14 protein-coding genes are annotated in these 14,051 nt (G+C 41.5%); 12 read left to right on the plus strand and 2 right to left on the minus strand.

The features are described 5' to 3' along the window. Nucleotides 1–34 precede the first annotated feature (34 nt). Nucleotides 35–586 carry a fasciclin domain-containing protein gene (locus R2S08_RS17865; RefSeq protein ID WP_316836407.1) on the minus strand — a complete coding sequence of 184 codons (552 nt, stop codon included), beginning with the start codon at nucleotides 584–586 and terminating at the stop codon, nucleotides 35–37. Between the two features lie 172 nt (nucleotides 587–758). Between R2S08_RS17865 and msrA the strand changes: the two genes are divergently transcribed. Further along, nucleotides 759–1,418: a peptide-methionine (S)-S-oxide reductase MsrA gene (gene msrA / locus R2S08_RS17870; RefSeq protein WP_316836408.1), complete on the plus strand. Its 660-nt coding sequence runs from the start codon at nucleotides 759–761 to the stop codon at nucleotides 1,416–1,418. A gap of 7 nt (nucleotides 1,419–1,425) precedes the next feature. Further along, nucleotides 1,426–1,938 (plus strand): peptide-methionine (R)-S-oxide reductase MsrB, encoded by a 513-nt coding sequence (gene msrB / locus R2S08_RS17875; RefSeq protein ID WP_316836409.1) that lies wholly within the window; start codon nucleotides 1,426–1,428, stop codon nucleotides 1,936–1,938. A gap of 10 nt (nucleotides 1,939–1,948) precedes the next feature. On the opposite strand, the gene R2S08_RS17880 is transcribed toward msrB, so the two are convergent. Next, entirely contained in the window at nucleotides 1,949–3,481 is a 1,533-nt protein-coding gene (locus R2S08_RS17880) for an MFS transporter (protein WP_316836410.1), read from the minus strand. A 359-nt stretch (nucleotides 3,482–3,840) separates the two neighbouring features. Between R2S08_RS17880 and R2S08_RS17885 the strand changes: the two genes are divergently transcribed. The 10 genes from R2S08_RS17885 to R2S08_RS17930 all read left to right on the plus strand — a co-directional run bounded on the left by R2S08_RS17885 (nucleotide 3,841) and on the right by R2S08_RS17930 (nucleotide 14,029). Next, nucleotides 3,841–4,410, plus strand: a complete 570-nt coding sequence (locus tag R2S08_RS17885) for an adenylate kinase (RefSeq protein ID WP_316836411.1) — start codon at nucleotides 3,841–3,843, stop codon at nucleotides 4,408–4,410. A gap of 101 nt (nucleotides 4,411–4,511) precedes the next feature. After that, a complete protein-coding gene (gene obgE, locus R2S08_RS17890) occupies nucleotides 4,512–5,513 on the plus strand; it encodes a GTPase ObgE (protein WP_316836412.1) in 1,002 nt (333 codons plus the stop codon). 173 nt (nucleotides 5,514–5,686) lie between these two features. Beyond that, the gene (locus R2S08_RS17895; protein ID WP_316836413.1) at nucleotides 5,687–6,274 is read left to right on the plus strand and encodes an N-acetyltransferase; all 588 of its coding nucleotides are present in this window, start codon (nucleotides 5,687–5,689) and stop codon (nucleotides 6,272–6,274) included. A 5-nt stretch (nucleotides 6,275–6,279) separates the two neighbouring features. Continuing rightward, nucleotides 6,280–6,687, plus strand: a complete 408-nt coding sequence (locus tag R2S08_RS17900) for a hypothetical protein (protein ID WP_316836414.1) — start codon at nucleotides 6,280–6,282, stop codon at nucleotides 6,685–6,687. Between the two features lie 77 nt (nucleotides 6,688–6,764). Further along, nucleotides 6,765–8,096, plus strand: coding sequence for a sigma-54 dependent transcriptional regulator (locus R2S08_RS17905; protein ID WP_316836415.1), 1,332 nt, complete (start codon nucleotides 6,765–6,767; stop codon nucleotides 8,094–8,096). Nucleotides 8,097–8,360: 264 nt separating this feature from the next. After that, a complete protein-coding gene (locus R2S08_RS17910; RefSeq protein WP_108555258.1) occupies nucleotides 8,361–8,438 on the plus strand; it encodes a potassium-transporting ATPase subunit F in 78 nt (25 codons plus the stop codon). A gap of 23 nt (nucleotides 8,439–8,461) precedes the next feature. Next, nucleotides 8,462–10,180 carry a potassium-transporting ATPase subunit KdpA gene (kdpA, locus tag R2S08_RS17915; RefSeq protein WP_316836416.1) on the plus strand — a complete coding sequence of 573 codons (1,719 nt, stop codon included), beginning with the start codon at nucleotides 8,462–8,464 and terminating at the stop codon, nucleotides 10,178–10,180. Between the two features lie 5 nt (nucleotides 10,181–10,185). Continuing rightward, nucleotides 10,186–12,216: a potassium-transporting ATPase subunit KdpB gene (gene kdpB, locus R2S08_RS17920; protein ID WP_316836417.1), complete on the plus strand. Its 2,031-nt coding sequence runs from the start codon at nucleotides 10,186–10,188 to the stop codon at nucleotides 12,214–12,216. Between the two features lie 12 nt (nucleotides 12,217–12,228). Further along, nucleotides 12,229–12,795: a potassium-transporting ATPase subunit KdpC gene (kdpC, locus tag R2S08_RS17925; protein WP_316836418.1), complete on the plus strand. Its 567-nt coding sequence runs from the start codon at nucleotides 12,229–12,231 to the stop codon at nucleotides 12,793–12,795. Nucleotides 12,796–12,958: 163 nt separating this feature from the next. Continuing rightward, nucleotides 12,959–14,029, plus strand: coding sequence for a porin (locus R2S08_RS17930; protein ID WP_316836419.1), 1,071 nt, complete (start codon nucleotides 12,959–12,961; stop codon nucleotides 14,027–14,029). Nucleotides 14,030–14,051: the final 22 nt, after the last annotated feature.

The following is a 14,051-nucleotide window of genomic DNA, read 5'->3' on the forward strand; positions in this document are numbered from 1 at the left end:
GATGGCGGTCGTTCTGGTTGGTTAGCTGTCGGGATTAATTTGGCATTAATACGGTATCCACTACATGGATCACCCCGTTTTTCTGGTAAACATCTGCTATGGTCACCATGCTTGTTCCACCTTTCTCATCTTTCAACATTAATTTCTTTCCTTCCATCCAGGCCCAGAGTTTACCGCCTTCAACAGTAGTTAATTCTGCTTTGCCCTTTCCTTCTTTAATTGCTTTAGCAATCATTTTGGAGTCCATCTTCCCAGCTACAACGTGGTAAGTTAAGATTTTGGTCAGCATCTCTTTGTTTTCTGGTTTTACAAGTGTTGCTACAGTTCCCTCTGGCAATTTGTCGAAAGCCTCATTGGTCGGTGCAAAAACTGTAAATGGACCAGGCCCTTTAAGGGTTTCTACTAAGCCAGCTGCTTTAACAGCTGCAACCAACGTGGTGTGGTCCTTTGAGTTCACAGCGTTGTCTACAATGTCTTTGGTTGAGTACATTGCTGCACCGCCCACCATTGGATTTTTCTGAGCGTAAACTTGTGTTGACAATGCCATAACTATTAGGGCTGCAACGGATAAAATAATTTTTTTCATAATCAGATCTTTTCGTTTGGATGCATGTACGCAAAAGATAACCAGCTTGGTTTTTTAGCTTACAAATATTTTAATTGTAAGCGAATTGTCTTTTCTCAGCTAAAAGACAAAAAACGAAACCCAAGCATCCTTTTTTTACGTTTATTGGATAAATAAAACAAATCTTAAAAAGATGAGAAAGATAGTTTGCTATATGGTCTTATACACCTTAACGATCTGCTCTGCATTTGCAGTATCGTCCAATGGCCCTGGTGTAACGAATGTTAAAAAAGAGAAACAGCCATCTCAAAAAATAAAATTAGATACTGCCACTTTTGCTACAGGTTGTTTTTGGTGTACGGAAGCTAAATTTAAAGAGCTCAGAGGCGTGGAAAAAGTAGTTTCCGGTTTTAGCGGGGGGAATGTGGCCAATCCAAGTTACAGAGAGGTATGTACAGGAACTACCGGTCACGCAGAAGCTTGCAACATTATCTACAATCCTTCGGTGATTTCTTTCGATGAACTGTTGCAGGCCTTTTTTGTAGCCCATGATCCAACACAACTGAACAGGCAAGGGAATGATGTAGGAACACAATATCGTTCTGCTATTTTCTATCACAATGCAGCCCAGAAAGACAAAGCCATCTATTATGTGAATAAACTCAATGCCGAAAAAGTCTATAAAAACAAAATTGTAACCCAGGTGGTGCCTTTCAAGGTATTTTATAAGGCGGAAGATTATCATCAGGACTATTTTAGCCAAAATGGCAATGAGCCTTATTGTAAATATGTAATACAGCCCGAACTTGAAAAATTCAAAAAGGTGTTTAAAGATAAAATCAAAAATAAATGATCAGGCGATGAAAACATTCATTTTAATAGCAATCGTGTGCTTATTTTCTTTTACGCGGGGAAATGCACAGCATCTGAAGTCTGTCAAAGGTCACGAAAATAATCCTTATTACTCTAATACAGATACGAAACCAGTAAAGATTTCCAATGCAGTATGGAAAAAGATCCTCTCGCCTGAGTTGTATGCTGTTGCCCGGGAACAGGCAACAGAACAGCCCTTTACCGGGCAGTACTGGAATCAGGATGCTAAAGGAACTTACTACTGTGCAGTTTGCGGAAATGTATTGTTTAAATCGGATGCTAAATTTTCCAGTACTTGTGGCTGGCCCAGTTTTTTTGAACCCATAGGAAAGAAAAGTGTGATTTACAGAGAAGACAATTCGCATGGTATGCAGAGAACTGAAGTGATTTGTGCCAGATGTGGATCTCATCTCGGACATATCTTTGATGATGGGCCTCCGCCAACCGGCAAAAGATTTTGTATGAATTCTGTTTCGCTGGATTTTGAGCCAGACAGATAAGATTTGCGAATTAGCCTGGTTTATTTTTAATGCTTAGGAAAGCCATCAATGCAGCTAGAAAGGCCAGCCCTGCGGCTACTTTCATGATCTTCCCATAGGCATTGATAAAACTGTTGTGATAAACTGTTTTTATTTGTTTTTTAACGGATGGGGGGAGATCTGCTGGTACTTTAGCATCTCCCAGATTAATGGCCTGGCTGAGTATGACCTGCTTCTGTTGTGGGTGCAGAGGAAGACTGGTCAGTTCTTTTTGTAATGCTCCTGTAAAGAACAAAACGGCCAGCGCGCCAAGAATTGCATTGGCAAACACGCCTGATATCCTTGAAATGGCATTATTTATGCCGGATGCGGTTCCGGAAAATTGATCACTTACCGCACCCATTACTGCTGCGGTAAGTGGAGCAACAGTAAGCGACATGCCAAATCCAAAAACAAGTATTCCGGGGAAAAAAGTGATCCAGTAATCTGAGGCACCTCGGGTCTGCTCTACAAAAGACAACATCAATAATCCCGCCCCTGCAAGAAAAGGTCCGAAAATCAGAAATAACCGGGGGCCATATTTATCTGCCAGACTACCAGCAAAGCGAGCATTCACGACCATGAAAATAGTGAATGGCAGAAAGGTTAGTCCGGATTGAAGCTGGGTATAGCCTTGTATCTGAACCATGTTTAAAGAAAGGAATAACATTCCTGCACCAAGTCCGGCATAAAGGAAAAAAGTGAGCAGGTTGGTTCCGCTAAAAATCTTATTTTGGAAGAGGCGCAATGGCATCATCGGTTGAGGACTTTTGTATTCTATAAAAAGAAAGACCAAAAGTAGTATAAGGCCCGCTGCGATAGAGCCGTAGCCCTGGATGTGATTAAAACCAACAGCGGGGATACGCAGGAATCCGAAAGTGAGCAGGGCCAGGCCAAAAGCAATCGCTATTGCGCCTTCAAAATCGAGTCTTTTTGGACTGGCCATGTCTCTTGTTTCCCGTACTTTAAATGCTAAAATAAGCAGTACAAGAACCCCAATAGGTACATTGATGAAAAATATATAACGCCATAAACCGGCATCAGCCAACGCTCCTCCAAGTGCAGGTCCACCCATAGTAACCAGTGTAGTTGCAGCAGACCAGGTTCCAATGGCTTTGCCTCTTTCTTTTTCCTGGATAGAAGAGGATATCAGGGATAAGCTCCCGGGAATCATAAATGCACCGCCTATGCCTTGCACAACCCTCAGGACGATCAGCATAGGCGCTGAAGAGGAAATTCCACAGGCTGCTGAGCCAAGAATGAAAATAAAAATTCCGGCCATGAAGATCTTCTTACGGCCAAAATGATCTCCCATTGTACCGCCAATCAGGATCAGTGCGGCAAGCATAAGCAAGTATGCGTTCAATATCCAGAATAAATCAGGGCCGGATGCATGCAGGCTCTGCTGCAGGGAAGGTAAAACCACATTTAAGGCAGTAGCATCTATAAAGGCCATAGCAGAGGCCATTATGGTAGAAGCCATTATCCATTTGCCTTCTGTGCTTTGAAGTGCTACTGTTGCCATAACCAATTGTATGATTTCATTTACTAAATATACCTAATTATCCAGATCTTTAGACCACCAAGGAACGGACGAGATGGATAGCAACCTCATACCAGATTCGCAGCATGTTCGCAAAACAGGTGCCCTTTTGCGAACATGCTGCGAATCTGGTATGCATTTAGTGTACAGTAGCCCATAACCTGTTATAAGTATGAGCTGTATCAAGATGCTGTTGCTGTAAAATAGCATCCTGTTTTAAGTCCTATTTTTATTAAATTCTTGTTAAATTGGTTACGGATACGTAACTTTGCAATCTCAAAACTGAGAAAAGCCTAACTGCGGATGGCAGAAAGGCTTTTAAATTTTTAAAGACAACCCAAATGCTGAATTTTGTTCTCTTTGGCCCACCGGGTGCAGGCAAAGGCACCCAATCTGAAAAATTAATTGATAAATATCAATTAATCCACATCTCTACCGGTGACCTTTTTAGGGCACATATTAAAAATCAATCTCCGCTAGGCCAAAAAGTGAGTCAGCTTATTGCAGACGGACAACTTGTTCCGGATGAAATTACGATTGCAATGCTGGAAGAAGAAGTGGATAAGAACCCTGATGCAAAAGGATTCATTTTTGATGGTTTTCCGCGGACGGTTCCGCAGGCACAGGCCCTGGATGAATTTTTAGAAAGCAAGGGCAGTAGTATTGCAGGTGTAATTGCCCTGGATGTAGATCAGGATGAATTGACCAAAAGGATTGCCCAGCGTCAAAAAGAGACGGGTAGAGTGGATGACCAGGCGGATAAACTGCAGAAACGTATTGAAGAGTATTTCAATAAGACCATTCATGTTTTGCCTTATTATGAGGCGCAGGGAAAATTGAGCAAAGTAAATGGTATCGGAAAAATTGATGATATCTTTGCAAACCTGTCTACTGTTATTGATCAGTATTAATAAAAATATTTGTTTAAATAGCGGGACAGATCTAAGTTCTTCCCGCTATTTTTATTTATAATGAAATTTTCAGAAGAGATTCTGATTCAAATAAAAAGATTATGTCGCAAGGTTCGAATTTTGTAGATTATGTTAAAATATGCTGCCGTTCTGGTAAGGGAGGAGCAGGTTCTGCACATTTACACCGCGATAAAAAGACGGCGATGGGTGGACCGGATGGTGGTGATGGTGGTCGTGGAGGACATATTATCTTAAGGGGTAATACGCAATTCTGGACCTTGTTACACTTAAAATACCGTAAACATATCATTGCTGAAGATGGAGGATGTGGTTCCAGCGGACTTTCGTCTGGTAAATTTGGAAAGGATGAAATTTTGGATGTTCCTCTGGGAACGATCGCAAAAGACGCGGAAACGGGAGAGGTGTTATTTGAGATTACCGAAGAAGGTGAAACCAAGATTCTGACTCCGGGAGGTCGTGGCGGATTGGGTAACTGGCATTTTAAAACACCTACACTGCAAACACCGCGTTTTGCACAGCCGGGCGAACTGGGAATTGAGAGATGGATGGTGTTAGAATTGAAAGTTTTAGCTGATGTAGGTTTGGTGGGTTTTCCAAATGCAGGTAAATCGACCTTGCTTTCTGTGTTGTCTGCTGCTAAACCGGAAATTGCTGATTATCCTTTTACGACATTGGTGCCTAATCTGGGAATTGTTTCTTACAGAGGCGGTAAATCTTTCGTCATGGCAGATATTCCTGGAATTATTGAAGGTGCCTCTAAAGGAAAAGGTTTAGGCTATCGTTTTTTACGCCATATTGAGCGTAACTCTGTTCTACTATTTATGGTACCTGCGGATACCACCCGTTCCATTAAGGAAGAGTATGAGATCCTGAAAAAAGAATTGCAGGAATACAATCCTGAATTGATGCAAAAACCTCATTTGCTGGCAGTAACTAAGGCAGATATGCTGGACGAGGAGCTGGTGGCAGAGATGAAAAAAGAGTTACCAGAGCATATTCCATCTATATTTATTTCTTCTGTAGCACAAAAGGGGCTTACAGAACTCAAGGATATGCTTTGGAAGGCAATAGATCCCGAATAGTATAATTTATTTCCAATATGAAATAATCCACCCCATTTTGATAGGGTGGATTTTTTTTTCGAAAATTCTGAATAAAATAATTCAGCCTTTTAGCCCGTTTGACCGTGTTTTTCCAGATTTAACCTATTGCGGGCATTTCTTTTGAATGGCGCAGAAGATCAAATTATATTCAAATGGAAAATCAATTGATCTTTGTACGGATCGCAACCATAAACGACATCAGGTATATTGATGAAATCATACAAGAAACCGAAGCCTCTGCTCTGGCCAGAGGGACTGGAATTGCTAAACGTTCACCTGAATCTATTGCTAAGAAAATCTGTGAAGGCAAAGCGGTCATTGCTGTAACAAGCAGAGGCGTCTGGGCAGGCTTTGCCTATTTTGAGGTTTGGGATGGAGGAAGATTTGTATCCAACTCCGGCTTGATTGTCGCGCCGGCTTTTAGAAATTGCGGCGTGGCGCGCGCCATTAAGGAAAGGGTATTTCTGGTTTCCAGAAGAACTTATCCTGAAGCAAGGATTTTTAGCATTACATCAGGATTAACCGTTATGAAAATGAACTCCAGTCTGGGTTTTCAACCTGTTACCTTTTCAGAAATTGCGCAAGCGCCTGGTTTCTGGGAAGGTTGTAAGAGTTGCGTTAACTACGATGTTCTGGAAAGGAAGGGGAAATGCAATTGTATCTGTACGGCGATACTGTTTGATCCGATGTTGCCTGCAAATCAGTCAGTTGCTGCGCAAAATGTATCTGTTCAACGCTAATTTTTATGGACTTAAGAAAAAATCAAACGAATCTAATGGAAAATGAATCCTGCTTGGTTCTGAAAGAAGAAGATATAGAAAAACCTGTGTTTTTAAATTCTATGGTCTTAAGCTGCACGTCGGATGGATGCAGGCGGCAGGGTACCGAAAATAAAGATAATCATGTAATTTGTGAAGCTATAGAAGATATTCATTGGTTTTGTAGCTATATCTTCCCTATAGAAGGAAATTTGATGAATCCGGTGAAAATGACCGTTTTGGAAATTGAAACCTTGCCATTGGATCATGGGGTACCATGTACCTGTACTTTTAGAGTGGAGATCAGATTTACCTCTAGTTATAATCGTAAAGAAATTTTGAATACGGTCAGAAACCATGTTTTCTGCCAGTTTATAGTGGAGCAAGAAAGATAATAACCGGGCTTCAGCTTTAAATTCAAATTATATTTTGATAAAATATTAATGCTTAATATTGCTTAAATTATCAGTTTATGCAGAATACCGTTCTAATTATAGACGATGAAAAGAAGATTTGCAGTCTTTTGGCGCGCATTATAGAATTGGAAGGTTTTAAGGTTTTTCAGGCTGGTACCGGGAAGGAAGGCTTGAAACTTCTTGCCAATCAGGAAATTGATGTGGTGATCAGTGATGTGAAATTACCAGATATTAATGGCGTAGAGCTGGTTAAACAGATCAAGAAATTAAAGCCTTATACTGAGGTAATCAATCTGACAGCTTTTGGTACTATCCAGGATGGGGTAATGGCCATGAGGAATGGGGCCTTTGACTATATTACCAAAGGAGATGATAACGATAAGATCATTCCATTGGTGTATAAAGCTATGGATAAGGCCAAATTGCAGCTCAGGGTATACGAGCTGGAAAATAAGGTGAGCCGGCAATACAGTTTTGATGCAATTCTGGGACAGTCAAAAGCCATCAAAGAGGCTTTGGAACTGGCCAGGAAGGTAGCATCAACTGATACCACAGTATTGCTCCTTGGGGAAACGGGTACAGGTAAGGAGGTGTTTGCGCAGGCTATTCATTACGAAAGTTTACGGAGCCTGAAACCTTTTGTAGCTGTAAACTGCAGCGGCTTTAACCCCGAACTGCTGGAAAGCGAGCTTTTCGGCTATAAGGAGGGTGCTTTTACCGGTGCACTAAAAGACAAAAAGGGCTTACTGGAAGAGGCTAATGAAGGAACGCTGTTTTTGGATGAAATTGGGGAAATGAACCTGGACCTGCAAGCCAAATTGCTTCGGGTACTGGAGAACCAGACCTATATTAAAGTGGGTGATACACAAACTAAAAAAGTAAATGTCAGGATTATTGCGGCAACCAACCGGGATCTGAAAGAAGAAGCAGAGGCAGGAAAATTCCGGCTGGATCTGTATTACAGACTTTCTGTTTTTTCTATCGAACTGCCGCCTTTAAATGCGCGCAAGATCGATATCCCTTTGATAGCCAAACATTATTTGAAAGAATTTGCGGCCAAGGTAAATAAACCTGATTTTACGATGGAAGAAGATTTTGCCCATCTTTTACAAGAGCATTCCTGGAAAGGCAATATCAGAGAGCTCAAAAATGTAATGGAACGGGTGGTGATTCTGGCCGATACTCAGGTATTAACAGCGAGCCTGCTGCCTTATGAATTTCATGTGCATAGTGCCAAAGATGATTCCATGAGTATGGAAGCCATAGAAAAACAACACATCATCAAAGTACTCAAATTTACCAGGGGTAATAAAACGGAGACTTCGCGCTTGCTGGGGATAGGATTGACTACACTTTACCGAAAGATGGAAGAATATAAAATCAGTTAATTCTTATCCTCTTTTTCAATATGATAAAAACCCTTCCATTTTGGAAGGGTTTTTTGCGTTTAAAAAAATGCTAAAAATAAATATTTGCTGTTTTATGTCTGATAATCAGTGTATTGTGTGTGCTTCTCTTGAGTGTGGTATACAGATTGGTTATTGGTATTAAAAATATACAACTATGGTCACATTTATTCTTCTTTTAGCCCTGCTTGCCTTTTGCTGGGTGTTTTATAAATCAATCGACTGGTTCGAAAAAATCTAAATCACATGATCGCATTATTCATTATCGCAATTGCCGTATTCCTGTATATGGTGTACGTCTTAATCAAACCCGAAAAATTTTAAAATCGCTTTTCAACAATTAAAAAATGAACACTGAATTATTTGGAATCATAGCAACCTACCTGCTAACGGTAGTTTTGGCTATCCCTCTGGGAATTTACCTTTCCAAGGTATTTGCCGGAGAAAAGGTCTGGACAGACTTTCTAAAACCCCTGGAGAACGGGATATATAAACTTTCGGGCATCAATGTTAAGGAGCAGATGAACTGGAAACAGCATATGAAAGCCTTGATGACCATTAACCTGGTTTGGCTGGTGTATGGTTTCTTTGTTTTGCTTCAGCAGGATAAACTGCCGCTAAATCCGGATGGTAATCCAGGAATGTCACCTGATCTAGCCTTTAATACCATCATCAGTTTTGTGGTGAACTGTAACCTGCAGCACTACTCTGGGGAGTCTGGCGTAAGTTACCTCACGCAGCATTTTGTATTGATGTTCCTGCAATTTGTGAGTGCAGCCACCGGGATTGCAGCAGCTGTGGTTTTCTTTAAAGCATTCAGAGACAAAACAACGACCTCTCTTGGTAACTTCTGGGAATTCTTTGTAAAATCTATTACCCGTTTATTGCTTCCGCTTTCTGTTTTAATGGGGCTTATAATGGCGTTTAGTGGTACACCAACCAGTTACCAGGGCAAAGACCAGTTTATTTCCCTGCAGGGAGATACTGTACATGTGTCAAGAGGACCTGCTGCCGGATTTATTGCCATTAAACATTTAGGCACCAATGGTGGTGGATGGTTTGGTGCCAACTCTGCACATCCTTTGGAAAACCCAAATTACCTGACCAATATGGTGGAATTGATTGCTCAGGTGATTATTCCTATAGCTATGGTGATTGCCTTTGGGTATTTTATCCGCCGCAAAAAGCTGGCCTGGATGATCTTTGGAGTAATGACCATTGGTATGTTAATGCTGTTGTTACCGACGATGAGCAGCGAGCTTGGTGGTAATCCTGCTATTGCCAAAATGGGCGTGTCGCAGGCCACTGGTGCCATGGAAGGCAAAGAGGTGCGTTTTGGACCTACTGTGTCGGCCTACTGGAGTACGGTGACTACCATTATTTCTACAGGTTCTGTAAACAGTATGCACGATAGCGGGATGCCTTTGACCGGTTTATGGCAATTGCTGGGTATGATGATCAACTCTTTTTATGGAGGTTGTGGCGTCGGTATGCTGAACTATTTTATTTATCTGATTATAGCCGTGTTTATTTCTGGTTTAATGGTAGGCCGCACGCCGGAATTTCTGGGCCATAAGGTCGAAGCCAGAGAGGTGAAGATTGCGGCGTTGATTACCTTGCTGAGCCCTTTTCTGATTCTTGCAGGTACGGCTATTGCCGCTTATGTATTTACCAATCATGGTGGTGCAGCCTGGGCTGTTCAGCCTAAGACCTGGTTAAACAATCCTGGTTTCCATGGCTTCTCAGAGATGTTGTATGAAATGACCTCTTCGAATGCCAATAACGGTTCTGGTTTTGAAGGACTGGGCGACGGTAATACATTCTGGAATGTTTCTACTGGTTTTGTATTGTTGCTGGGCAGATTCCTTCCTATTATAGGTCCTGTAGCGATTGCTGGCTTACTGGGTGCCAAGAAATTTATCCCTGAATCAGCGGGTACTTTAAAAACCGATACGTTGACATTTAGCCTGATGACCTTTGCGGTGATCCTGGTTTTGAATGCCCTTTCATATTTCCCTGCATTGGCTTTAGGTCCTTTGGCAGAGTATTTTACCTTATTTAAATAATAAAAATGAAAACTTCAAATAAATTATTTGAACCTGCATTGGTGCAAACCGCATTAAAACAATCATTTATTAAGCTGGATCCGCGGGTAATGGTTCGTAACCCGGTTATGTTTACGGTGGAAATAGGCACGATCGTGATGGCTTATGTCACTGTCTACTCCATAAGCCATAGTGGACAAGGATCTGCATTATATAATTTTATCATATTTCTGGTGTTACTGCTGACGGTACTGTTTGCAAATTTTGCAGAGGCTATTGCAGAAGCCAGGGGTAAAGCACAAGCAGATAGTCTTCGTAAAACCCGCGAAGAAACTCCTGCTAAACTGGTATTGGCCAATGGTTCTATTGAAATGCGTTCGTCCAGCCAGTTGAGAAAAGGCGATGTGTTCTTTTGCGAAACAGGTGATATCATTCCAACAGATGGAGAGATCATCGAAGGGATAGCTACGATTGATGAATCTGCTATTACCGGAGAGTCTGCACCTGTGATCCGGGAGTCGGGGGGAGATAAATCTTCTGTGACTGGTGGAACCAAGGTCTTGTCTGATGAAATCAAGGTAAAGGTAAGTACCGAGCCAGGTGAAAGCTTTTTGGATAAGATGATTGCTTTGGTGGAAGGAGCTTCCCGTCAAAAAACGCCAAATGAGATTGCTCTGACCATTTTGCTGGCAAGTTTTACATTGGTGTTTATCATTGTCTGTGTAACGCTGAAGCCGTTTGCTGATTATGCCAATACACCGATTACCATTGCGGCTTTAATTTCTTTATTCGTATGTCTGATCCCAACCACAATCGGTGGTTTACTGTCAGCCATAGGTATTGCGGGAATGGACAGGGCGCTGAGGGCTAATGTGATCACCAAGTCTGGTAAAGCTGTGGAAACCGCAGGTGATATTGATGTATTGTTGCTGGATAAAACAGGTACCATTACGATCGGTAACCGTAAAGCAACTAACTTTCATCCCACTGAGGGAATAAGCCCGAATACTTTTGTGGAGGCTTGTGTATTGAGTTCTCTTGCAGATGAAACTCCGGAAGGTAAATCTATTATCGAACTGGCCAGTGCAGATGGAAGGCCGGCTTTACGCAAAGCACCTGAGGGCGCTCAGTTCATTAAATTTACGGCTGAAACACGATCAAGTGGAATAGATACACCTGATGGCAGAAGAATTCGTAAAGGGGCATTTGATTCGATACGTAATATTGTAGAGAAAGCTGGGAATCATTTTCCTGCTGATATTGAAACCGAGGTAAAAAATATTGCTTCCAACGGGGGAACACCTTTAGTGGTTTCTGAAAATGAAAAAGCCCTTGGAGTGATTGAATTACAGGATATTATTAAACCAGGAATTAGCGAGCGTTTTGAACGTCTGCGCAAAATGGGGGTTAAAACCGTAATGGTTACTGGCGATAATCCTTTAACGGCAAAATATATTGCAGAAAAAGCGGGGGTGGATGATTTTATTGCTGAGGCGAAGCCGGAAGATAAAATGAACTATATCAAAGAGGAACAAATGCAGGGGAAACTGGTGGCCATGATGGGAGACGGTACCAATGATGCGCCGGCTTTGGCCCAGGCAGATGTAGGTGTAGCGATGAATAGTGGAACACAGGCTGCTAAAGAGGCGGGGAATATGGTGGATTTGGATAATGACCCAACCAAACTGATCGAGATTGTTGAAATTGGTAAACAATTACTGATCACCAGGGGTACTTTAACCACTTTCTCTATTGCAAATGATGTGGCCAAATACTTTGCTATTGTACCGGCTTTGTTTATCGCTTCTATTCCGGCTTTAGAAAGCCTGAATATTATGGGACTGCATAGTCCGGAAAGTGCGATCCTGTCGGCAGTGATCTTTAATGCGATCATTATTCCGATTTTGATCCCACTGGCTCTAAAGGGTGTGGCCTACAAACCGATCGGTGCAAGTGCCTTGCTGAGAAGAAATTTATTCATTTATGGTTTGGGTGGTGTTATCGCTCCATTTATAGGAATTAAACTCATTGATTTGGCTGTTGGCCTGTTCGTTTAAAAATTATATATCATGAAAAAGTACTTATTACAATCTATACGTCTCACTGTGGTACTGTTGGTATTGCTATGCGGAGCTTATCCTTTATTTCTTTCTTTTGCCGGTGGATTCTCCAAAGGCAAAGGAGAGGGAGAGAAGATCATGTCGAATGGAAAGGTGGTTGGTTACGCGCTGATTGGCCAATCCTTTACCAAACCCCAGTATTTCTGGGGCCGTCCTTCTGCAGTTTCCTATAATGCGGCTGGTTCTGGGGGTTCTAACAAAGCGGCTTCCAATCCTGATTATGAAAAGGATGTTCAAAATAGACTGGATACTTTAGTGAAGTATCATCCTTACCTGAAAAAAGGGGAGATTCCTGCGGATATGGTTACGGCTTCAGGTAGTGGACTGGATCCAAATATTTCGGAGCAGGGGGCTGCTATCCAGATCAAACGGGTAGCTGAATTTAGAAAGCTTGATGAAAAAACAGTGGCTGATCTGGTGGCCCAAAATACGGAACATCCTTTATTTGGTCTTTTTGGGCCAAGTAAAGTGAATGTATTGAAATTAAATGTTGCACTGGATAACTTAAAGAAATAGAAACAATCCCAAGAGTTACCCGATCCTACGCGTTTGCCAAGTTGCAGGATCTGGGTAGCTCCACAGGACTTACACAACAATATTAATGAAACCATCCTGAGCTTCCAAATAAAATAACAACAGCTCCTGATCGCTTCATTACCATTGAAAGACAATAATATTAATGAAAAAAATAATCACATTAATTGCAGGATTAGCTGCAAGCGTCAATTTATTCGCACAAGAAGATTCAAAAGTTAAATTTTCGGGCTATGTAGAAGCCTATTATGGATACGATTTTAACAAACCTTCGGACAACAACAGACCGGGGTTTATTTATTCACATAACAGAAGTAATGAAGTGAATGTCAATTTAGCCTATCTTAAAGGAGCCTATGACGACGGTAATATCCGGGCAAATATTGCAGTAATGGCGGGTACATACGCCAATGCAAATATGAGTGCGGAATCTGGTGTGCTGAAAAACATTTACGAAGCCAATGCTGGTATTAAACTATCTAAAAAGGCAAATTTGTGGCTAGATGCGGGGGTATTCTCTTCACATATTGGATTTGAAAGTGCGATCTCAAAGGATTGCTGGGTATTGACCAGGAATATTTCTTCTGAGAATACACCTTATTTTGAAACAGGAGCAAAGTTAAGTTATGCAACTGCTGATGGCCAGTTCAGTGCATCGGTATTGTATTTGAATGGCTGGCAACGGATCAGCAGACAGGACGGTAACAGCAAGCCTGCTGGTGGTGTGCAACTGACCTGGAAGCCAACAGAAAAAATCACCGTAAACTATAGTAATTATTTAGGAAAGGAAGGTGCCGATTCTGTGAGTGTGAGGAGGTTTTATCATAATTTATATGGAATCTTTCAATTGGATGAACAATTTGGTGTGACCCTGGGTGTTGATTATGGTACACAACAAACATCAAAGGGAAGCAGTACTTATCATCATGTTTTTGCACCAGTAGCAATTGCTCAGTATAAATTTGATCCTAAATGGGCTGTTGCAGGTAGAATAGAATATTATAACGATAAAAATGGAGTATTCATAGCGACAGGAACGCCTCAAGGCTTCAAGACAACGGGGTATTCGCTAAACCTGGATTATGCACCTGTTAAAAATGCGGTGCTGAGACTGGAAGGAAAATTATACAACAGTAAAGATAAGGTGTTTAAAAGGGATCAGGATTTGGTAAATTACAATGGTCTGATTACGGGAAGTATTGCGGTATCGTTCTAATAAATAAAAAAATGACAGCATA

It is taken from the genome of Pedobacter nutrimenti (assembly GCF_032678445.1).
In the GTDB taxonomy this organism is placed as follows: Bacteria; Bacteroidota; Bacteroidia; order Sphingobacteriales; family Sphingobacteriaceae; genus Pedobacter; species Pedobacter nutrimenti_A.

Bases quoted from the DNA above. Each gene is read 5' to 3' on its own strand.
- R2S08_RS17880 (WP_316836410.1), bottom strand. From the start codon at position 3,481: ATGGCAACAGTAGCACTTCAAAGCACAGAAGGCAAATGGATAATGGCT.
- R2S08_RS17910 (WP_108555258.1), top strand. From the start codon at position 8,361: ATGATCGCATTATTCATTATCGCAATTGCCGTATTCCTGTATATGGTG.
- obgE (WP_316836412.1), top strand. From the start codon at position 4,512: ATGTCGCAAGGTTCGAATTTTGTAGATTATGTTAAAATATGCTGCCGT.
- R2S08_RS17900 (WP_316836414.1), top strand. From the start codon at position 6,280: ATGGACTTAAGAAAAAATCAAACGAATCTAATGGAAAATGAATCCTGC.
- R2S08_RS17885 (WP_316836411.1), top strand. From the start codon at position 3,841: ATGCTGAATTTTGTTCTCTTTGGCCCACCGGGTGCAGGCAAAGGCACC.
- R2S08_RS17930 (WP_316836419.1), top strand. From the start codon at position 12,959: ATGAAAAAAATAATCACATTAATTGCAGGATTAGCTGCAAGCGTCAAT.
- kdpC (WP_316836418.1), top strand. From the start codon at position 12,229: ATGAAAAAGTACTTATTACAATCTATACGTCTCACTGTGGTACTGTTG.
- R2S08_RS17865 (WP_316836407.1), bottom strand. From the start codon at position 586: ATGAAAAAAATTATTTTATCCGTTGCAGCCCTAATAGTTATGGCATTG.
- kdpA (WP_316836416.1), top strand. From the start codon at position 8,462: ATGAACACTGAATTATTTGGAATCATAGCAACCTACCTGCTAACGGTA.
- msrB (WP_316836409.1), top strand. From the start codon at position 1,426: ATGAAAACATTCATTTTAATAGCAATCGTGTGCTTATTTTCTTTTACG.
- R2S08_RS17895 (WP_316836413.1), top strand. From the start codon at position 5,687: ATGGAAAATCAATTGATCTTTGTACGGATCGCAACCATAAACGACATC.
- R2S08_RS17905 (WP_316836415.1), top strand. From the start codon at position 6,765: ATGCAGAATACCGTTCTAATTATAGACGATGAAAAGAAGATTTGCAGT.
- msrA (WP_316836408.1), top strand. From the start codon at position 759: ATGAGAAAGATAGTTTGCTATATGGTCTTATACACCTTAACGATCTGC.
- kdpB (WP_316836417.1), top strand. From the start codon at position 10,186: ATGAAAACTTCAAATAAATTATTTGAACCTGCATTGGTGCAAACCGCA.